This window comes from Syntrophorhabdus sp. (assembly GCA_012719415.1).
Taxonomy (GTDB): domain Bacteria; phylum Desulfobacterota; class Syntrophorhabdia; order Syntrophorhabdales; family Syntrophorhabdaceae; genus Delta-02.
In genome coordinates this window covers 1-19,287 of record JAAYAK010000035.1, presented here as the reverse complement: position 1 = coordinate 19,287, position 19,287 = coordinate 1, and the positions used below count along the sequence as shown (strand labels likewise).

Annotated in this window: 25 protein-coding genes and 1 pseudogene; 11 read left to right on the top strand and 15 right to left on the bottom strand. The window is 55.4% G+C overall.

The features are described from left to right. Positions 1–20: 20 nt before the first annotated feature. Positions 21–623, bottom strand: coding sequence for an OmpA family protein (locus tag GXX82_01955; GenBank protein ID NLT21790.1), 603 nt, complete (start codon positions 621–623; stop codon positions 21–23). A 67-nt stretch (positions 624–690) separates the two neighbouring features. Further along, positions 691–1,155 carry a hypothetical protein gene (locus tag GXX82_01950; GenBank protein ID NLT21789.1) on the bottom strand — a complete coding sequence of 155 codons (465 nt, stop codon included), beginning with the start codon at positions 1,153–1,155 and terminating at the stop codon, positions 691–693. Between the two features lie 200 nt (positions 1,156–1,355). Between GXX82_01950 and GXX82_01945 the strand changes: the two genes are divergently transcribed. The 3 genes from GXX82_01945 (at position 1,356) to GXX82_01935 (ending at position 2,846) form a co-directional block, all read left to right on the top strand. Continuing rightward, entirely contained in the window at positions 1,356–2,291 is a 936-nt protein-coding gene (locus tag GXX82_01945; GenBank protein ID NLT21788.1) for a transcriptional regulator, read from the top strand. A 92-nt stretch (positions 2,292–2,383) separates the two neighbouring features. Beyond that, positions 2,384–2,545, top strand: a complete 162-nt coding sequence (locus tag GXX82_01940; protein NLT21787.1) for a hypothetical protein — start codon at positions 2,384–2,386, stop codon at positions 2,543–2,545. Positions 2,546–2,582: 37 nt separating this feature from the next. Then, a complete protein-coding gene (locus GXX82_01935) occupies positions 2,583–2,846 on the top strand; it encodes a hypothetical protein (GenBank protein ID NLT21786.1) in 264 nt (87 codons plus the stop codon). A gap of 54 nt (positions 2,847–2,900) precedes the next feature. Here the strand turns inward: GXX82_01935 and GXX82_01930 are convergent, their stop codons facing one another. From GXX82_01930 to GXX82_01920, 3 genes are all read right to left on the bottom strand, one after another. Further along, on the bottom strand, positions 2,901–3,812 hold the full coding sequence (locus GXX82_01930; GenBank protein NLT21785.1) for a mechanosensitive ion channel: 912 nt from the start codon (positions 3,810–3,812) through the stop codon (positions 2,901–2,903). A gap of 339 nt (positions 3,813–4,151) precedes the next feature. Next, positions 4,152–4,406 (bottom strand): dodecin domain-containing protein, encoded by a 255-nt coding sequence (locus GXX82_01925; protein ID NLT21784.1) that lies wholly within the window; start codon positions 4,404–4,406, stop codon positions 4,152–4,154. Between the two features lie 119 nt (positions 4,407–4,525). Further along, positions 4,526–5,026: a LapA family protein gene (locus tag GXX82_01920; GenBank protein ID NLT21783.1), complete on the bottom strand. Its 501-nt coding sequence runs from the start codon at positions 5,024–5,026 to the stop codon at positions 4,526–4,528. A gap of 325 nt (positions 5,027–5,351) precedes the next feature. Here GXX82_01920 and GXX82_01915 point away from each other — a divergent pair, with 325 nt between their 5' ends. The 3 genes from GXX82_01915 (at position 5,352) to GXX82_01905 (ending at position 6,736) form a co-directional block, all read left to right on the top strand. Beyond that, positions 5,352–5,822: a hypothetical protein gene (locus GXX82_01915; GenBank protein NLT21782.1), complete on the top strand. Its 471-nt coding sequence runs from the start codon at positions 5,352–5,354 to the stop codon at positions 5,820–5,822. Between the two features lie 177 nt (positions 5,823–5,999). Next, on the top strand, positions 6,000–6,401 hold the full coding sequence (locus GXX82_01910) for a VanZ family protein (protein NLT21781.1): 402 nt from the start codon (positions 6,000–6,002) through the stop codon (positions 6,399–6,401). A 38-nt stretch (positions 6,402–6,439) separates the two neighbouring features. Then, on the top strand, positions 6,440–6,736 hold the full coding sequence (locus tag GXX82_01905; protein NLT21780.1) for a hypothetical protein: 297 nt from the start codon (positions 6,440–6,442) through the stop codon (positions 6,734–6,736). 17 nt (positions 6,737–6,753) lie between these two features. On the opposite strand, the gene GXX82_01900 is transcribed toward GXX82_01905, so the two are convergent. From GXX82_01900 to GXX82_01890, 3 genes are all read right to left on the bottom strand, one after another. Then, a complete protein-coding gene (locus GXX82_01900; GenBank protein NLT21779.1) occupies positions 6,754–7,200 on the bottom strand; it encodes a nitric oxide synthase in 447 nt (148 codons plus the stop codon). Between the two features lie 4 nt (positions 7,201–7,204). Further along, positions 7,205–7,660: a GxxExxY protein gene (locus GXX82_01895; protein ID NLT21778.1), complete on the bottom strand. Its 456-nt coding sequence runs from the start codon at positions 7,658–7,660 to the stop codon at positions 7,205–7,207. Between the two features lie 150 nt (positions 7,661–7,810). Next, positions 7,811–8,107, bottom strand: coding sequence for a hypothetical protein (locus GXX82_01890; GenBank protein ID NLT21777.1), 297 nt, complete (start codon positions 8,105–8,107; stop codon positions 7,811–7,813). 237 nt (positions 8,108–8,344) lie between these two features. Here GXX82_01890 and GXX82_01885 point away from each other — a divergent pair, with 237 nt between their 5' ends. Both GXX82_01885 and GXX82_01880 read left to right on the top strand, forming a co-directional pair. After that, the gene (locus GXX82_01885; GenBank protein NLT21776.1) at positions 8,345–8,752 is read left to right on the top strand and encodes a hypothetical protein; all 408 of its coding nucleotides are present in this window, start codon (positions 8,345–8,347) and stop codon (positions 8,750–8,752) included. Positions 8,753–8,792: 40 nt separating this feature from the next. After that, complete coding sequence (locus GXX82_01880; GenBank protein NLT21775.1) at positions 8,793–9,134, top strand: hypothetical protein; 342 nt, start codon at positions 8,793–8,795, stop codon at positions 9,132–9,134. A gap of 45 nt (positions 9,135–9,179) precedes the next feature. On the opposite strand, the gene GXX82_01875 is transcribed toward GXX82_01880, so the two are convergent. Beyond that, a complete protein-coding gene (locus GXX82_01875; GenBank protein ID NLT21774.1) occupies positions 9,180–9,374 on the bottom strand; it encodes a hypothetical protein in 195 nt (64 codons plus the stop codon). 205 nt (positions 9,375–9,579) lie between these two features. On the opposite strand from GXX82_01875, the gene GXX82_01870 reads away from it, so the two are divergent. Next, positions 9,580–10,698, top strand: coding sequence for a (Fe-S)-binding protein (locus tag GXX82_01870; protein ID NLT21773.1), 1,119 nt, complete (start codon positions 9,580–9,582; stop codon positions 10,696–10,698). Between the two features lie 217 nt (positions 10,699–10,915). Next, entirely contained in the window at positions 10,916–12,493 is a 1,578-nt protein-coding gene (locus tag GXX82_01865; protein ID NLT21772.1) for an acyl CoA:acetate/3-ketoacid CoA transferase, read from the top strand. An 89-nt stretch (positions 12,494–12,582) separates the two neighbouring features. On the opposite strand, the gene GXX82_01860 is transcribed toward GXX82_01865, so the two are convergent. The 3 genes from GXX82_01860 to GXX82_01850 form a co-directional block, all read right to left on the bottom strand. Beyond that, the gene (locus tag GXX82_01860; protein ID NLT21771.1) at positions 12,583–13,296 is read right to left on the bottom strand and encodes an AbiV family abortive infection protein; all 714 of its coding nucleotides are present in this window, start codon (positions 13,294–13,296) and stop codon (positions 12,583–12,585) included. Positions 13,297–13,487: 191 nt separating this feature from the next. Beyond that, positions 13,488–15,086 (bottom strand): hypothetical protein, encoded by a 1,599-nt coding sequence (locus GXX82_01855; GenBank protein NLT21770.1) that lies wholly within the window; start codon positions 15,084–15,086, stop codon positions 13,488–13,490. 280 nt (positions 15,087–15,366) lie between these two features. Continuing rightward, complete coding sequence (locus GXX82_01850) at positions 15,367–15,738, bottom strand: phosphate-starvation-inducible PsiE family protein (protein ID NLT21769.1); 372 nt, start codon at positions 15,736–15,738, stop codon at positions 15,367–15,369. 285 nt (positions 15,739–16,023) lie between these two features. Between GXX82_01850 and GXX82_01845 the strand changes: the two genes are divergently transcribed. Beyond that, positions 16,024–16,869, top strand: coding sequence for a 4Fe-4S dicluster domain-containing protein (locus GXX82_01845; protein ID NLT21768.1), 846 nt, complete (start codon positions 16,024–16,026; stop codon positions 16,867–16,869). Positions 16,870–16,872: 3 nt separating this feature from the next. On the opposite strand, the pseudogene GXX82_01840 reads toward GXX82_01845, so the two are convergent. From GXX82_01840 to GXX82_01830, 3 genes and pseudogenes are all read right to left on the bottom strand, one after another. Beyond that, positions 16,873–17,205 (bottom strand): annotated as a pseudogene (locus GXX82_01840) (transposase). Between the two features lie 132 nt (positions 17,206–17,337). Continuing rightward, positions 17,338–18,765: an Asp-tRNA(Asn)/Glu-tRNA(Gln) amidotransferase subunit GatB gene (gene gatB, locus GXX82_01835; protein NLT21767.1), complete on the bottom strand. Its 1,428-nt coding sequence runs from the start codon at positions 18,763–18,765 to the stop codon at positions 17,338–17,340. A gap of 6 nt (positions 18,766–18,771) precedes the next feature. Continuing rightward, positions 18,772–19,287: hypothetical protein (locus GXX82_01830; protein ID NLT21766.1), on the bottom strand; the 516-nt coding region annotated here is incomplete at its 5' end.

The following is a 19,287-nucleotide window of genomic DNA, read 5'->3' as shown; positions in this document are numbered from 1 at the left end:
CGCCGTGCCGCTATGAGGGACTACTTTACGACTATCTCGACCCTCCGGTTCCTCGGTTCCCGAACGTTGTCGCCCGTCTTGACGAGAGGGTTTCCTTCGCCATGCGAGGTGGCGGTGATGCTGGAGATGGCCACACCTTTCGCCACCAGGATGTCGTGGATCGCCTTCGTCCGGTCAAGACCGAGCTTGTAGTTGTGCTCCTTCGTGCCGACCGTGTCCGTGTGCCCGGATATGACGACGTCGACAGAACCCCTCTTTCGGATGGTCGCGAGGACATCGGGGACGATCGCCTTTGACTCCCGGGTCAACACATCCGAATCGAGGAGGAAGTAAAGTATGAATCGCGCGGGCGGAGCGGGCCGCGCGGCCAGGGCATCGGAAAACACGGCCTGGACCTCGTTGGTCGTCATGGTCGTTACCTTACCGGGCGCCGCGTTCCTGCCCGCCACGGTCACCGACTGATTCGCCTCGTTCAGGACCTGCTGCCCCCGATCGTTCGTTACGACCACCTGTCCGACATTCCCATCGGGGTCAGGGATCAGCACGACCGTGCTCCTCGTGGCACAGCCCGTGAGAAGCACAGACACACCCAAACCTGCAAGGAGGATAACGATCTTGTTCATGTTCCCCCACCAGATACGACAGCGCATCGCCAGGGATCGCCGGGCCACGGTTCGTAAGGGTTACGACCTACCCGCCTTCCGCCTTGACCAGGAACTGTGTTCCGCGAATACCGATCGTGGCGTCGGGGGTGTGGAACTTGACCGACTCCGGCGACTGCCTGCCTATAATGCCTGACAGATACGAGGCAGTACCTTTCAGGATTCGGGCAACCATTGACAGTACACCCTTTTCGGGGGCAAAGATGTATTCATCGATGACGAGTTCGCTGTTCGGCCCCAGTGACAGGACCGTATTGTCCTCGAAAACGATCCCGACAGCACTATCGATTCCCGTCCGAATCATATCCTTCTGGTAAAGCCGGTCGCCGACCTTGAGGGGAATGGTTTGGCCGACCCGCACGACGACAACATCACCCTTTCCCGTCCTGGCTTTCCCTATCGATGGCCCTTCTCCCATGACGAGGCATGGGACGAAGATCGTCATCATGAGACAGAGGAAACAGAGTCTTTGTATAACGCTACTGTCTCTCATTGTATTAATATACTGCCATAACAATAAAAAAAACAAGTACTTATTTGCCGGAATCCGTGGGTGCGAGTACACCTCGAAACCTCCGGGACGGTGCGAACACCGAGTCTGTCACCATTTTCCCCCGTGGATGTTCCCAGCAGATAGTGACATTGCGCCGCCACTCGGCTATTATAAGATGGGGATGGCGAAAGGGGGCATGCATGTCGTACAAATTCGATTCGTTATTGATCATCCTGAACAGGATAGACAGCGGGAAACGGGTCACGGCCGATTCACTCATGGAAGAGCTGGAAGTGAGCAAGCGGACGGTGCACAGGTACATCACCACCCTGCAAACCGCAAACTTCCCCATCGAATATGACCGCGAGAAGAGGACGTACACCTTCACCGGCGGGTACACCCTGAAGAAGCCGAACCTCTCCATCGAGGAAACCCTGGCCTTTTCCCTCGCCCGGAAGATGCTGGGCAACTTCGGCCCGGGGATGGAAAAAAGCCTGGGAAGCATCGAAGAAAAGCTTGCCGTTGCCCACAAACTGGACCTCAATCACATCGTTCTCTCTCCCGATACGGTCCCGCCCGGCACGGAACACTATATCACACCCATCCACCGGGCGATCATAGACCACCGAAGGATCGAGATGACCTACAAGGGCTTCTACGCCAGGAAGGCCACCCGCAGCGAGGTCGATCCCTACTACCTCTTCTTCTCGAACGGCATCTGGTACTTCAGGGGCTATTACCACGCCGACAAGGCGGCGAGGACCTTCGCCCTCGACCGTATCCAGTCCCTGACCGTGCTGGACAGGCATTTTGCTCCCCCGAACCTCACCCCGGAAGAGGAGGTCTCTGGAGGCTTCGGCGCTTTCATTGACGGCGAACCCGTCGACGTGGTCCTGAGGTTCGACGAAACCTACAGACCCCTCATCATGAGAAAGACCTGGCACCCCAGTCAGCAGCATCGTGAACTCCCCGACGGCCGTATCGAAATGACCTTCAGGGTGAACGGCATCCTCGGCATCGGCACCTGGATCCACCAGTGGATCCCCCACGTGGAGATCGTCACGCCGAAAGAACTGCGCGACGCCTTCCTGGACGACCTAGAAAACGCCATGGAGAAGCACGGGAAGAAGAAATAGCATGTAACCTCCTTGCACCCCTGTCCGGATCTTCCCCCTCTGACACCCTGTTGTCACATCACATCATTAGAATATGGACAAAAGGAGTGGTCATGATCGACGCGGGGAGATGTGATGATGAGGAGGGCGTTCTGTGTGACTGGTGCGGGGAGGAGGAGGCCGTGGGTGTGTTCTTTGTGCCGGGCAGAGGGGTGCTCAGTCTTTGCGCGCACTGCAGGATATTTCTCGTGGCTGTCCTCGTGGACGTCGCTTGACGACGGAAAGGGCTTGTTGTGTAAGCAGGAGGACCATATGAAGTCGGCCCATGGGAAGTTCTGGCAGGTGTCTCTCGCGCTTTCGGTTATCCTTGCCGGATCGGTCACGGCAGGATCAGCCGGGGAAACAACGAAGATATACGACAAGCATTGGAACGTCAAGGGCTACATCCGGGACGACGGGGGAACGACGAAAAAGATCTATGACAAGAAATGGAACCTCCGGGGCTACATCAGGGAGGACCGTATCTACGACAGGAACTGGAACCGCACGGGAACCCTCCGGGACTCCAACCGATAAAAGCTTTTCAGAGAGTCTCATGCACCAGTCTGACGCGCGAAGCGTGCCCCTGTATCATGGGATAGAGGACTGCGGGGCGCGGTCATTCGTCCTCAACGGCGGAAACTTCACGATATCGACGGTCACCGAGGCCACGGTGATCTCCGGCTCTTCGCCGAAAGACTTGAGGAGCTCCCCGTGGATCTCTGCCTTTATCGATCTGCGCTCCCTGGCTTCCACGATGTAGCGCAGTGTCAGCTCGATCCAGTTGTCCGTCATGGCAATGTAGACGGCCGGCTCCACGGGGACCGCGGGGAGAGAGGGATATTTCCTTGCCATCTCTTCGAATTCCGCCCTCGCCTCCGCATGAAATCCCCGTGTCAGCCCCTGCCCCTTTGCGAGGATGATCTCGACGGCGCGCCGCCAGTTCGTGTCATACGTGACGGGGACCATTATCTCGTCCCAAAGGTACCGCGAATGCTGGGTGTAATTGAAAACGGGGTCCGAGAAGACCACGCGGTTCGCCAGGCTCACTATCCTGCCCGTATACTGGTCCGCCTTGACCCATTCGCCTATCTCCATGACCGTGGTCCGCAAAAGGCTTATGTCGAGCACGTCACCGACGACATTGCCTATCCGTATCCTGTCGCCGATCCTGAATATGTTCCCGGTGATTATGTTCAGGTAGCCGGCAAAGGAACCTATCACCTCCTGCGAGGCAAAGGCGACACCGGCCCCCAGAATGCCGAGGACGGTCGCGAAGTTGCTCCCCAGCTCGAAGACCACCACGAGAATGATCACGACAGCCAAAATGTAGGTGATCTTGCGGACGAGGACACTCAACGTCTGCATTTGAGGATCACCCTGGGCGCGCTTTCTCAGGAGTCTTGCGGCAACACGGCTCACGACAACGGCAAGGCAGACAACAACGATCGAAATGGCCAGTTTCTGCAGTATCTGAAGATAGAGCGGTGGAATCTGCGGCACGATCAACCTCCCTGAGGTATCGAATCCCTCGGTCCATTTGCCGGGCCGGCTCCTGTTTGTGCCGGCACCTCTCTAATTCTCCTGTAATGTCAGATAATATGCAAGACAGTAGGAACGGATCCCGGACATCAGACCTGATGAAGACCCGCATTTGGGCCCCGATCTCCGAACCTATCGCCCGGTATGTCTCTCCGTGCGATCTTGGCCGGTCCTCGATCGACCCCGCCCACCAGTCACGCCGCTGGTCGATGAGCTGCGCGAGGAACTCGGGAAGAGCGCTGTCCCGGGTGGAAAGCCAGCCACGTTAACACGGGTGTCCCGCGTATATACAACCCGCTTTCAGCAGCCGCCGCGAATTTCCTCGTACCAGGCGATCTCCCGGTGGAACTTGAAGGAGACATTGAGTCTCACCCGGTAGCTTACGATCTTTCCGTCTTCCACCGTCACGTCCAGCTTCACCACCTCGCCGACCCGAAGGTCCTTAACGCTCTTCGCGGCCGTCTCTATGGCCCTCCTGGCCGCATCTTCCCACGAAACGGTGCTGGTGCCGACAAGCTCGCTCACAACGTATACCCTGCTTATGTTGTCTCCCATGATGACCTCCCTTCAACCTTCTACGCTTCCGGTCATATGGTGTTAATAGCACAAATGCCGGTCCTGTCAAGAAAGAGCAAGGAACAACGGGCGCGCAGGTAAGAATGCCGGAGGGCCCGTTATTCGGGCCTGTCCTGCCGTGATGTCAGGCCCTGTCTTTCCAGCCGGTCCTCCAGTTCGTCCAGGTACGCGGAAAGGGTGTTCCCCGTCTGCTCCAGGGTGGAGCGAACATCACTGTCGAGTTGGTCCAGCCTGGTCAGAATGGCGGCCCTCGACTCGGCATCCAGGTCCGCCTGTCTTTTCAGTTCTTCCTCCAGATACCCGCGCAATTCCGTCAGCCTGGAGACCTCAGCCTTATCGGCAAGCTCTTGTTTTGCCTGCAGTTCCTTCGCGTTGCGGCGGGCTTCGATGAGAAACGAGGTCTGCAGGTAGACCACGAATATGAGAAACAGCGCCGCGAGGAGAACCAGAAGCCCAAGCATGACCAATCCCAACGGGGCCTGAACAACGGAAACCCCCAGGGAAAGGGTCGTCGGGGCAAGGAACGAGTTCCAGTTGAGAGCGACGAAAGCGGCAACCGCCGCGATGATGACCACCAGCAAAAATGTGCGGATCTTCATGGGAATAAACCTCCTTGATAGATGGATATCGCCACACCACGGGGAATGCTCGTGTCCTTGCGTAATTATACCAGCCTTTACCGTTTTTCGCGTCTCTATTCCCTGCGAGGGGACGCCATGCAAGACACTCCCGGCAGCTATGACCCCGTCCCGCGGACGGCCCCGCTCTTCGGGGTACCGATCACTGCGTACATAAGCTCTAAGGACCCCCTGATGACGAGGACCCGCTGCTAAAACTCTTCTCCCTTCAAAAGGAAAGTAAAATACTTGACACGCTTCGCGCCGCGTACGATGATTTGAGAAAATCGATAACGGAGGTTACGGTATGAGAAAAACGAAGGGGATGCCTTGCAGTGCGCTCAAGATCTCGTTGATCATGTTCTGCTTGGTTTCTATCGCACTCCTTGGCGCTGATCATGTCTTCGCGGACGCGCCCAACGGCAGCTACAAGAAAACGTGCAAGAACATCAACTACAACGCCAGCGCGGACAGGATAACCAGCGCGAGCTGCAAGAAGATGAACGGTAAGTGGAACACGACGCAGTACCACAACTGCAACGGGTGCATCAACCAGGGCGGGGACATTTCGAACTGCGATGGAACGCTCGACTGCACCGGCGTCAACCTTCCCAACGTGGGCTCCTACCAGCAGTCCTGCTTCTGCTGCAAGATGGTGGGCACCACGCTCAGTTGCTATTGCAAGCCCAAAAAGGGTACATCAAAATTCACCACCCTCAACAATGCAGGCACCTATTCAACCATCTGGAACGATAACGGAAAACTGAAAGGTCAATAACAGAAAGGGGGAGGCGCGTCGGACTGGACGTCTTTGCCCGGCGCCGTCAGTTGCAGAACCATCTTGAATGAAGACGGAACGTCGAAAGGCGGGCGCTGATAGCGATATGCGGCCGTACGGCCCGATTCTCCGGAATCGGGCCTCAGGCACCGTTTCCCGCCTCAAGGGTCGTTTGTGATGAATACGGTCAGGCTCAGGTTTTCGACACATTGGACCGTTCTCGGATTGGTCTATGTTGCCGCTGTCGTTTACCTTTCCCTGGCACCCGCACCGCCACACGATGTCCTGCCTTATCTTCAGGTCGACAAGGCCGCGCATTTTTCCGCCTACACGTTCCTTATGCTCTGGTTCGGCCAGATATACCATGAACGGCCTGTCGCTCTTCTTATCGCGTCAGGGCTTGTCATGCTGGGTATATTCCTTGAGGTCCTTCAGGGCCTGAGCGGCTACCGAACGTTCGAATACACCGATATGGCGGCAAACACCCTTGGTGTCGCTTCAGGATTCTGGATCGCCCGAACGAAGTTCGGAGGTCTTCTCCACGCTTTGGAAGTGTTCCTGGTCCGGTCCAGAAACTGAAAGGGACCACTGCGCGTCACTTCCGGGAGGTGCATACCGTGAGTAAACACAGAGGGGGAGGACAATTCGGCAAGCTCCAGAATTCGTGGCCCTTCGTCACCTTGACCATAAATGAAGACGGCATTTCAATGAGGACCATCTTGCAGGAGATCGAGTTAAAACGTGGCTCCATCCGGGCGATCATCCTGCGGAAACGCTTCCTCAATCATCGCTTCATTTTCAAACATGACGATCCCGCGGTCAAGGAGCGGATCGAGTTCTGGACGTTTTCACCCGACCCGGTGGCGAAGGCCCTTACGTCGCGAGGCTACCACGTCTCGGAAGGCGGATACTGACCCGACACCTCGTCCCTTCAAACCCCCAGCATTTCACCCACGGCCCTGCCGTATTGCTGACAGGCGCGCAGTCCTTCATCGGTGTCGACGATGTGCTCTTTCAGGAGAAAGGGACCGAGGCTCACCATGTTCATCCTGAAGACATGCTCCATGGTGTCGAATATGTATCCCGGGGCGTCCCCGCTGTGCGTGTGGGACCCGAAAGCCCCTCCCGCCTTGCCGGCCAGGCCGGCATTCCTCGCCAGGAAGAGAAAGGTCTTCATGTTGTCCGTCATGTCCCTGTGGTAGGTGGGGCAACCGAAGATATACCCGTCGTATCCTTCCATGTCCTTTTCGCTGGCGATCTCGGAGATCTTCCTCGCCTCGGCGTCATGGCCGCTGATGCGGACACCCTCCGCGATGTACTCCGCCATCGTCCTTGTCTTGCCGGTGAGGCTGAAATAAGCGATGAGGACTTTCTTCATTGATCTACACCACTATCCTGCGTATCTCCGCCTTCTGGTTGACGAAGTTCACGATAAGCCCGATCTTGTAATTGGTCGCCTTGAGTATACCGATAAGGTCCACTTCGTGCTGTTTCTGTATCTTCTCCACGGTCATGATATCGATAACGACCTGGTCTTCCACAATAACATCGGCAAAGTAGTCACCCACGTCGACACCTTTGTACTTCACCTTCACCGGTACGTGGCTTCTGCCCCTCAATCCCTGCTTCCTCAACTCCAGCATGAGGGCATTCTCGTACACCTTGTCCGGGAAACCGCTGCCAAGCTCCCTGTTGACCTCTATGACGGCATCGCTCGCCGTCTTGACGATCCTGTTGACATCCAGCGCCGCCTCTTCGGGGTCGGCAACGCCCCTCCTTATCCGCGCGTTGATCTGGGTCAGGATCTCTTCGTCGTGATCAAAGGATTTCTGTTTCATGCACACCTTTGAATTGGCTTATAGTTTCGATATCTTATCCGAGAGCACAGAACGGGTCAAGCAAAAATGTGCCCGTGAGAGCGGTCGGGAACGATTGCTTCGGGAGCCAGGGGCGCCATCTGTTACGGTACCGACCGCCCGCGTCTCCCGTCAGGATACAAGCCCACCCGAACAATTGATCGACGAGATCCGCTGAAAGTATTCCTTCTCATCGGCGAATTCCAGGAAATGCACTATCTGGTCGACGGCGATGGCGGTCTTCAACCCTGAGGCCCAGTCATTGATATCGGCAGGAACCTCGCCGACAACAAAGACCCGGCCGAACATTTCCCGAATCCGTGGTTTCTTGATCGCTATGCCTCCCGTAAATCCCTCGGAAGCGTTCATCAGGTATACGAGCAGCACCTCTCCTTCAAAATGATACGTGGTAGTATCGACCTTTCCCATCTTCCGCCTCGCTTGCTCCTGTTAAGTTATATGGCTCCATGTGTTCCCTATTCTGCGCCATCCCCTATTCTTAATCAAATCGATGGCCCTCTGCAATAGAAAAACCACCGGGTGCGGAAAAGGAAGATATGGGCCCCTGCCGCTGCCGGTGGCGCTCTTGTCTCGCACATTATGCCTTGCAAAAGAGCGCCAACAAGGGCACAATTGTCATAGTCCAACTATACGAATGGGGGAACCGTGAAGTCACTACCACTGTTGCTGATCGCTGTCGCCATGCTGGCCGGGTGTTCCACGCCGCCGCGACAGGCAAAAGATGCCAGCTACCTCACGAAGCATGTCACGACAAGCCTGCCTGTCGCCGTGACGTATGAGAATCTCCGGCAGGGCTTCAGGTATTGCGACTTCGCGAATATCGGCACCCTGAACTGCAGGCCGCCTGAAAAGAACGGACAGATCTTCTGCGATGTATACACCGGCCATACCGCGGGAGAGGCAAAGACCCTCATGGGCACGATACAACTCTCGCCCGAATCAAAAGGAACAAGAGCGGTCTTGCGGATACAAACCCGTGTTGCGAAAAATGAAGATATCCTGACAGCCTGGGAGATACTCATGTCCGGCAAAGCGAGGGAAGCCTGCCCTTAAGGCCTTGAGAAATGGACAAGGTCCCCCTCGATATCCCATAATGAACAGTGAAAACAGCGGAGATATTGCCTGCCGCCGGTGCGGCAATTGTTGCCAGGTGGACGTGGCCGCCTATGTCACTCGTGAGGACATCGAACGATGGGAAAGGCAGGGGCGCACCGATATTCTTGCCCACGTGCGCGCCAATGGCGTCACCTGGTCACGGGACGGATTCACGAACAGGTTCGCCTCAGGCATAAGGACCTGCCGGATGACCTGCGCCTACCTCAAATGGGACGGCTCAACCGCTTCCTGTGCGATCTACGAGACACGAACCAGGGTGTGCCGCAATTTTGTTCCCGGGTCATCAGACCTGTGTCCTCAATATCAGCGGAAACCGTGATGAGTCCATCGACGTTTCGAGCGGTCCTTTCCCTTCGCCTCGATCTCAACGCTCCTCTTTTTGCCAACCTTCCTGCGGCATTGAATCGAAGCACACCGGCTTCGGGTTTGTCCATTTGCCTTCCGGCGTGATCTCCCATTTTGTATAGAAGTCAAGCGGCGAGGAGGTCTTGTCTATGCGATAACCATCGGGGTGAAAGCCCTTTGTGACGTCCGAAGCCTTGCATGTGTTCTCCGCCATGATCTTACTCCCTTCTTTCGAAATCACGGTTCCTTCGCATCCCTGAATTCACGGGCACACCGAATGCCCTGACAGGTCTATATAATAAACAACAGAGATGGAAAAAAACAACACCCCCCGGGGGAAAGGTTGCCGAATCTCATCCCCATTCTTGACATCATCTCCCGGATAGAACAATATGAATACAGACGCAAAGGAAACAGATATGAACAAATGGCTCGATCAGATCAAGAAGTGCACTGACTGCGACGCCTGCCTTGCGGTCTGTCCGACCTATAAGGTCACGGGAAACCTGCTGTTTTCGCCGAAAGGCCGTTTGAAGATCGCCGAAGAGGTCCTCGAAAGGAAAGACATCACCGAGGCCGCCATCACGGCTTCTTACAATTGCCCGAAATGTGGTGCCTGCGAGACGGTCTGTCCCGAAAGGATCGAGATCGGCAGGATCGTCGCTGAAGTCCGCAACAACATCGTCGAAGGCGGCAAAGGTCCCCTGCCTGCCCACAAGAAGGTCATCGAGGTGTTGCTGGAAAAGGGAAATTCCGTGAACGGAGTCCCCGGCAACAGACTGGCGTGGCTTCCGGAACCTTTCCAGCCGCGCGAGTCGGACACCCTGCTATTTATGGGATGTCTGCCCTCTTACCTCGTGAAGGACGCCGCGAGGTATTCCTACCTTGCGCTCAAAAAGCTGGGCATTGATTTCATGATCCTCGAGGACGAAGGGTGTTGCGGTACCTACATCTACGAATCGGGAGAAGTAGCCCTGGCAAGGGAATATTTCCGGAATAACGTGGAGCGGTTCAAGACACTGGGCATCACGAAGCTCATCGTACCCTGCAACGGTTGTCTCAAGTGTTTCAAACACTTCTATCCCGAGGTGCTGGGCACTGTCGACCTGGAGGTTCGCCACGTTGTAGAGGTCATCTATGACCGTGTGAAACGAGATCCCGGTCTCATAACGAGAATCGACAGAAAAGCGACCTATCACGACAGTTGCCGCCTGGGCCGGGTCGAGGGATACACGGAGGAGCCACGGGAGCTGTTGAAATGGTGCGGCGTCGAGGTCCATGAACTACCGAAGTCGCGCCAAGAAAGCCTTTGTTGCGGCTCCGGGGGCGGGATCCGCTCTGCCTTCAAGGAGCTTTCCTTTGATATCGCGAAGAACCTCCTGGAGAAGACGGAGACAAAAGAATTGGTCGGTCCGTGCCCGTTTTGCACATTCAATCTCGGCTATACGAACAAACAAACCGCTATGAACAAAGAGATCACGTACATCACGAAGATCGTCTGGGAATCGATACGTGACGCGTCCGACATGGAAGGGTAGGCGGGCAACGTGATCCCCGGAATTGCACGGTTGTGATCTTCGTCGTCTCTCTTTTTATTGCCGTAAACGCACAAACGTGTTACAATTAAACGCATTCTAGTCGTCGACAGAAAGAGTCAAGGATGAAGCAAACCCGCACAATTCTTTGCTAGATATCCGAAACGCATTTCAAGACTAAACAATCTCACTGGCAATGGAGCCGTGGAAGGAGACACAGATGACATCTAAAATTATTAGCGCCCAACGTGCGGCTGAGTTGATCAAGGACGGGGTGACGATAGCCTGGACCTCGTCAAGCCTGCTCGGTTTTGCTGAGGAAGTGGCTATGGCCATCGAGAAACGCTTCCTCGAAACGGGATCTCCCCGGGATCTTACCGTCACCCACAGCACCGGCTGCGGTGACTATCCTCTTGGAGACACAAAAGGAATGAATCACTTCGGCCACGAGGGCCTTGTGAAAAGGGTGATAGCGGGTCATATCGGCCAGGCTCCCCGCCTGGGAAGACTCGTCACAGAGAACAAGATCGAAACCCACCTGTTGCCCCAGGGAGTCATGACCCAGCTGTGGCGGCAGATGGCCGGCAGGAAAGTGGGCGTGATCTCCAAGATCGGCCTCGGCACGTATGTTGACCCCCGCTTGCAGGGAGGCCGCATATCGGAGATCACCAAAGAAGAAATGGTGAAGCTCATAGAATTCGAGGGGGAAGAGTATCTCTATTACAAACCCTTTCCCATCGATGTGGCCATCATCCGGGGCACCACAGCGGACGAAAAAGGGAACATGACAATGACCCACGAGGCACTGAACCTTGAGGCGATGTCCCTGGCCACCGCCGCCAAAAACAACGGCGGTATCGTGATCGCTCAGGTAAAATACATTGCCAAGGCCGGAACTCTCAATTGCAGGAGAGTGAAGGTGCCGGGGGTGCTTGTCGACCATATCGTCGTTGCACAGTTGGAGAACCATCTTCAGACAGCGGCCACCGCTTATGAGCCGGCCCTCTGCGGCGAGACGGTCGCGCCCCTTGCCGCGATCCCCCCGCTGCCTCTCAACGAACGCAAGGTGATCCTTCGCCGTGCGGCCATGGAGATGCTGCCCGATTCCACCCTCAACCTCGGCATAGGCATGCCCGAGGGCGTGGCCAACGTGGCCGTCGAGGAAGGCGCCCTCGAAATGGTGACCCTCACCACCGAGGTGGGCAACTTCGGCGGGATCCCGACGAGCGGCTCCGATTTTCCGGCGACCTGGAACGCGGAATGCACTGCCGATCATTCCTTCATGTTCGACTTTTACGACGGTGGCGGCCTCGCCACAGGCATCCTGGGTTTGGCCGAAGTCGATGCCGACGGGAACATCAACGTCAGCAAGTTCGGTCCGCGGGTGGTCGGGCCAGGCGGCTTCATCAATATCGCGACCAGCGCGAGGAGGATCGTCTTCATAGGCACCATGACCGTCGGGGCGAAATGCGCGGTGCAGGACGGCAAACTGGTTATCCTCCAGGAAGGCAAAAAGAAAAAATTCGTCAAGGAAGTGGAACAGATCACCTTCAGCGGCACATATGCCCGGAAGGTCCGTAAACCCATCCTCTATGTCACGGAGCGGGCCGTCTTCTCCCTGGAGGCGGACGGGCTGACACTGATAGAGATAGCCCCCGGTATCGATGTGGAAAGGGACGTCATCTCGGCCATGGAGTTCAGGCCCAGGATCTCTCCGGCCCTCAAAGAAATGCCGCGGGAATTGTTTGCACCTCACTGGGGCAAACTGAGAGAGATCATGGAGAACAACGCCCATTGAAAAAGGATGACCCCGCACGGTAAGAGGAAAAGCGTGCGGAACCCATAAGAGACCAAGGAACAGGCAGGGAACATGCTTAAGGCTGTTCCCTACCTGTCCGCAAATTGTTTCTTCTTTCGGTAGTAAGCATCGTGGTACAGCACCATTGCCTTGTTCAGGTCCGTTTCCCCCTTGTTGCATTGATCGACGTAATACTCCCAGAAATCGGTCGTGCCGAACATTGACTTAAGGGTGCTTGCCTTTATGTTCAGCAACTTGTCCTGATATGAGGTTTTTTGGAGGGGAACGTTCTTTTTTACGTATGATTCCGTGTGATGCAGACAGAGCGCCGCCAATTTAACGCAGTCCATGGCGGCCGCCGGACGAACCACATCGTGAGGAACGGACAGGCGTGTCCCATCCTCATCTACATCGACGTGCATGGATCTTTCCCGTCCATCCTTTATGTCAGTGACAAGGCCAACACTGATCCTGAGGGTCTCTTTGGAAGAATCAGTAGATGTCGACCAAGCTTTGAAAGCGGAGACTATCTTGCTGGAATGGTCTTCGAACCTTTCTTTGACCTTCATGCAAACAGCATCATCGCTGAGATCTCTGCCCCTGGCATCAAAGGCAAGATAGGCTTTCCCGGTTTCTTCGATACAAGCGAGGGCAAGAAAATAGGCCCTGGCGTGATGCTTCCCCGACAACAGCAATTGAGCCTCGTCGAGCAATTCTCGCGCATTTGCCAGAACGGCATTTTGATATGCATCCAAAAGCTCTATGGTAAGAACGCATCCTCTGCGTTTTCGCGTAGCATTCATCACATTTTACGCTTCCATGCGCGAATCTGACCCATCCTCTTCATGACGATATCTCCAGCCGCATTCTCCGCGTTTCCACGCCGCACCTTCGGTCATCTTTCGAAACCCATGGCCTTTTGTCTATTATACCATCCGCAAGGCTGGTCTCTCGATCAAGGCGCCTCGGCGGGAAACCGCGGATCGCTAATGGATCAGTCGCTCTTCGGCCACTGTTTCCCGGGATAGGCCCAATCCTCATGATCAGCTGAACCGACCGCCCACCCCTCGGCCGTTTTGTAGGTCAGATGGTGTTCATCATACATGATAGGGATCCACGGCGGAAAGGTTGAGTATTTGCTCTTGTCGTAACCAAGAGCGGCTTCCAGTTCATCGGGAATCTGGTCCGTATCCTTGTCAACATAGATCACCTGACCGCTTTCATTGGTATACCTCCCTCCCACTGGCCGTCCCCCTCTTGGATTCCACCACTCGATATAGTGCTTTCTGTGGGAAAGCTCGTGCAGAACGATAATGGCAAAGGCATCAATTCCGGAAGCCGGTTTGGAAGAACCAATGATATACGTGTATATGAGGTCCTTGTTCAAATTGGTGATGAGGTTGCATATGTTCACGTAAGAGTCGCCATGAAATCTGCCATCGTCATCCATTCGTATATCATAGTAACCTTGAATTCTTCTTTCCGGCTCGCAGCCTTCCCCATTCCCTCGATAAAAGACATCTTTCCCGACCTTTTGCCCGTGCCCTGCCGCGGTTTGCATCCAGTAATAGAACCAATTGGGCTGGGCGGGGTCGAAGCTGCTTGGTTTATCTCTTTCAAAGAAAAGCTGGACGTTCTGCCGGGCTGTAAGCTTTCCGCAGATCGAGCCGGCGTCGCCTTCCACCGTTATCACCGTGTTGCCGAGGTCCTTGTTATACTCAGGAAGCCCCTCGTAGATTATCGTGATCTGCCGGCCTTTTCTGTCTTCCGGTATGAACCGGACCGAGGAACCGGTCTTTTCCGGAACGGACCACACCAGGTCCCGGGCGTACTTTTCGGGGAAATCATCGTTCACGCGGGCCTCAATTCGAACACTCCCCGTCTCCGAATCAAAAAGATACTTGCGGTTGAATTCAGGGCTCACCACATTCAGTTTCATGTCGCAGGCGGGAAAGAAATCGAGTTCGATCTCTATATCCCCGTGCTTATGACTTTGCTCCTCGTCTCTATCGTTATCTCCATTGTAGACAACCTTTGTCCTGAACTTTTCCTTTTTTTGCATCGCTTCGATGATGCGGTCATAATCCATCGACGCCAGCAATTCGTTGTTCAAGATGAGGGGGCCGATATTCCATTCCTTCGTTCCCTGCCCGAAAACAAGCTTGGCACCGGTGACGAAAAAGGGATCCTCGCTGACATGGGGAGTGTGGAACTGAATCGTTCCGGAATTGGCTCCCATAAGCTTCTTCGCGGACAAGTCGTGAAACGAATAATCGATCCATTTTCTGCATGTTCCACCCCGGGGATTCTGGCAGCTTCTTCCAAAGCCTCTCATCAACCTCAGCACATCTTCGCCTTTGAACACCTGGGCCGACCCGTGAAGGGCGAGTATTTTCTTGTCCGTCTTGTACCACAACTCGCCCAGGTAGGACTGTTGATACTTGAACTCGTAGAAATTGTCGCTCATGTTCTGAAAGTGTTCCTGCCATGTCACTTTGACGCGCAAGGGGACACAGGAGTCTTTCATCTGAAAGCTGTGTCCGAAGAGATCGATGATCTCCGTCTCCGGCGGCATGGCATACCGCTTCGTCATATTCTTTGCATAACATGGTTCTATCTTGATTCCAGCTGCAAAAGAGGGCTGCACCAGTCCGATTACTGCAAGAGAAGTGAAAAGCAAGGTGATGAGAGATATCAAAAACCGCATCAAGCCCTCCTGTGATCGACCCCTTTGCTGACAGTACGAACGAAAGCTTCTTGAACTCCTAATCTATCCTGGAACTTATACCGCGTCCGGAACTGGGACTCCGGCCGCCGGTCTCCCAACACCAGTCTGCACAGTATTACGCGGTGAAGGAATTATAAACAAGGTCTTATTCGGAGGTCAACACTGTTGCTGCAATCCCGAGGAGGCTCAGGCTATCGGTCTCCTTCACATCGAGAATGATGACCTTACGGGCAATGGCTATGATCGCGACGGAAAGAACGACCTCATAATTAGGTTGATCCTGCGTGATGTAGGTCTTCATAATGCTTTCCAAGAGCTCTATCCCTATCAGGACGAGCATGAAGAGCCCGAATATCTCGAGAAGCTGATCGACGCTCAGGAGAAAATATGGTGGCTTGATGATGTCTTTGATGATGAGCCAGCCCAGGTCGATGGTGGCCAAGCCCAGCACGACCGCCATCATCACCATGAGGGCTTGGATCATTATCTTTTCATACTTTTTCAATATCGTGAACATGCCCGCCTGCTCCCATCATAAACTGCAATAAATATGGTGTTCAGTACAAAAAAGGGGCAACCCTCTCTTTTTCATTCTCTCGTAATAACGACCAAATGACAACGATAAAAATAGGACAGGCGTGGGCCAAAGTAATAGCGCGGGCACTCAGGCACAATTCAACCTCCCCCCTCCGGTCAATTGACAAAACCTTCATTTCAACTAATAATTATGTTGCTGTGATTCGCGGCGCCGGATCACAGCCCGGCGGGGGTTATTGCATAACCTGTTTTGAGTGGTGCGGGAATGTGCGAATTTTGTGTGAAACATGGCAAGGGAGAGAAGTGGTATCTGCAGGCGAGAAACTATTCCGATGATCTCCTGAGCGATATCCGTCGGCGCAGGTTCATCGAGGAATTCGTCTCCGACACGGACGGGCTTGTGCGGGCGAACAAGCGTCTTGAGATGCTAGGCAAGGCACCGCGGCTGATCAGGAGTGTCGTAGGCCGCATTGTTACCAGGAGGATGAAGAAGAACCACTTCGGCCAGGTGGTGCCCATTGAAGATATCGAAAGGATCTTCGGCTTCGTCAATTCCATCGTACGCATCTCCTGCATCTGCCGCCGGGTCACTCTCGGAAAAGAAAAACGCTACTGCTACGCCGTGAGTCTGGGACCCAACGGCGGAGGACTTGCCGAGATCATGCGCGGTGTCGACAAGAGTTTTATCAACGGACCTGATGCCGCTGAAAATGAGCTGCTGACCAGAGACGAAGCCATGGCGGCCTTTCGCGAACATGAACGGGAGGGCCTCTGTCACAGCGTCTGGACCTTCCAAACACCCTTCATTGCCGCCATATGCAACTGTGACCGCTCCGATTGTCTCGCAATGCGCACGACCGTAACGCATGCCCTTCCTGTTATGTTTCGGGCCGAGTACGTTGCGGAAATTGCCCCTCAGGCATGTTCGGGCTGCCGCTCGTGCCTGTCCGTCTGCCAGTTCGGCGCCATCAGCTACAGCGCCTCAAACAAGAAAGCCGTCATTGACCAAAGATGGTGCTATGGCTGCGGTGTCTGCCGTTCAGTATGTAAAACAAAGGCGATCCGCCTCGAAGAGCGTGCCAGGGTCCCCGTTGCCGAAAAGCTCTGGTAGAATGGCACGGATCGGGTTGAGGTGGATGCAGCCGACAAGCTCCCGGAAGTATACGTCTTCGTCGCAGATGATGGACTTGTAGCGGTTCTGGAAGAGCTGGCCCGTTCTCCTGTGCCTCCTGTTGAAGCTGACGACATAGCCCGTGGGAAGCCTCCTCATGAGGTCGGCTATACCGGAGGGGCCGCTCCGCATGAGGAAGTGGGCGTGGTTCGGCATGAAGGACCAGGCGTAGCAGGCCGTCCGGGTCTCGGGCAAAAGGAGGGAGAGCCTGTCGATGAGGTCCCTCCTGTCCCATGCATCCCTGAGTATGTTCCGTCTCTCTATGCCGCGGATCATGACATGATGGAGGGTACCTGCTGCATCGAGACGGGGCTGGCTTAAGGACGTCCCTGGTACTCTCTGAGCAGGATGTCCCTGAGGACTAAGGATCTGTGATTTTGCAGGACTTGACGCCCACGAGGTTTGCGATCATGCGAGACGCTTTACCAGCATTTCTCTTAAGAGTTTGGGGTTTGCTTTTCCTTTTGATGCCTTCATGGCGAGGCCCATGAGGAAGCCTACGACTTTCTCGTTTCCCTTCCGAAAGTCTTCCACGTCAGCCGAATGATCTGCGATAATGCCATCGATGATCCCTTCCAGCTCGGACGTGTCCGAAACCTGGCGGAATTGACCTTTTTCGACGAGATCTTCAGGGGATTCGTTCGATTCAAGGAGCTTGAGAAGGATCTCTCTGGCCCCATGGGCGTTGATGACGCCTTTTTCGAGCATGGCTAGAAGCCGGGCGAAACGCTCCGCCGTAAGGGCCGTCTCCTCGATGGTCTGGTTCCGGTCCTTCAGCATGGGGGCAAGGTGGGTCGTGATCCAGTTTGTCACCTTGTGCGGGGGCAGGCCCCTCTTCGCCGTATCCTCGAAAAACTCCGAAATGTCCCGGTCAAGGCTCATGGCGAGGGCTTCGTCCGGCGTGAGGCCATATTCCGTTACGAAACGCTCCGCTTTTTTGGCCGGCATTTCCGGGAGCCTCTCCTGCATCCTTTTTAACCAGTCTTCGGTAACGCGTATCTTCGCGACCGACGGGTCGGGCACACAGGGGCCCGCGAACTTGCCCCGCATTGCGGTGGTCACCCGCTTGTCCGGATCCCAGAGTCGGGTGTGAAGTATGATCGCCTCCCCTTTTTCGAGGCATTCGGTCTGCCGGGTTATCTCGTAGGCAATTGCATCGCCCACGTTGCGGATGGAGTTCATGTTCTTGACCTCCACCTTCGTGTTGAATTCACTCGTCCCTTCGGGGCGGATGGAGATATTGGCGTCCACGCGCATCGTGCCCTGCTCCATGCTGCACTCGGCGGTGCCCGTGTAGCGGAGTTGGGTCCTCAATGCCTTTATGTACTCCATCGCCTCGTACGGACTGCGTATATCGGGTTCACTTACGATCTCTATGAGCGGCGTACCGGCGCGGTTGAAATCGACCAGGCTTATCGGCGTTTTTCCCTCTGTTTCGTGGACCAGTTTCGCGACGTCTTCTTCCATGTGGATGTGGTGTATCCTGAGCCTCTTCATCCCGCCCTTTTCGGCCGCGATATCAACCCAGCCGTTCCGGGAAAGGGGCAGGTGATGCTGGGAAAGCTGGAACCCCTTGGGGAGGTCCGGGTAATAATAGACCTTCTGGTCGAAGGCGCTCACGGGCTGTATGGTGCAGTTAAGGGCGAGGCACGCCACGGTGGCCTTTTCGAGGGCCTCCCGGCTTAAATGCGGCAGGTTCCCCGGAAGCCACAGGCAGACGGGGCACGTGTTCCTGTTCGGCTCATCGCCCGGCCTGTTCGGGCAATCACAGAAAAGCTTGGTGGCGCTGTTCAGCTGGACGTGTATCTCGAGACCGATGACCGCTTCGTATTTCATGCCGCGTTACCCCCTTGAGACAGAAGATGCTATTGCCGATGCCGCAGAGAGGAGTCGGGCATCGTCGCGTCGCCTTCCCATGATCTGCAGACCGATATCGACCCCGTCATGTACAGCGCACCCCGGTACCTGGACCGCAGGCGAGCCCGTAACGTTTGCGGGCAGGGTCAGCATGAAAGATTCATAGACGGCCCTGACCGAACCTGCCGCCCACGGGTCGTGCTCCATGCGACGGGTTGGGAACACCAGGAAATCGACGGCGCCCAAAACGTCCGTGGTCTCCCGGACCAGCCGGTTCCGTATCCGGCAGGCATCCTCAAAGGCGCCATAGTCTTCGAATTGGAAGAAAGCGCCCTGGAATAGGAACGCCTTGACAGGCAGACGGAAGGATTCTCCCCGGGATGCGAGGTACATCTCGTTCCAATTCCTGCCCTGGGGCGCACGATGTCCGAACCGGACGCTGTCATATTTGCCTGCGCTCGAGGATGCTTCCACCGCAGCGACCGTGTTGTGCACGGCCCG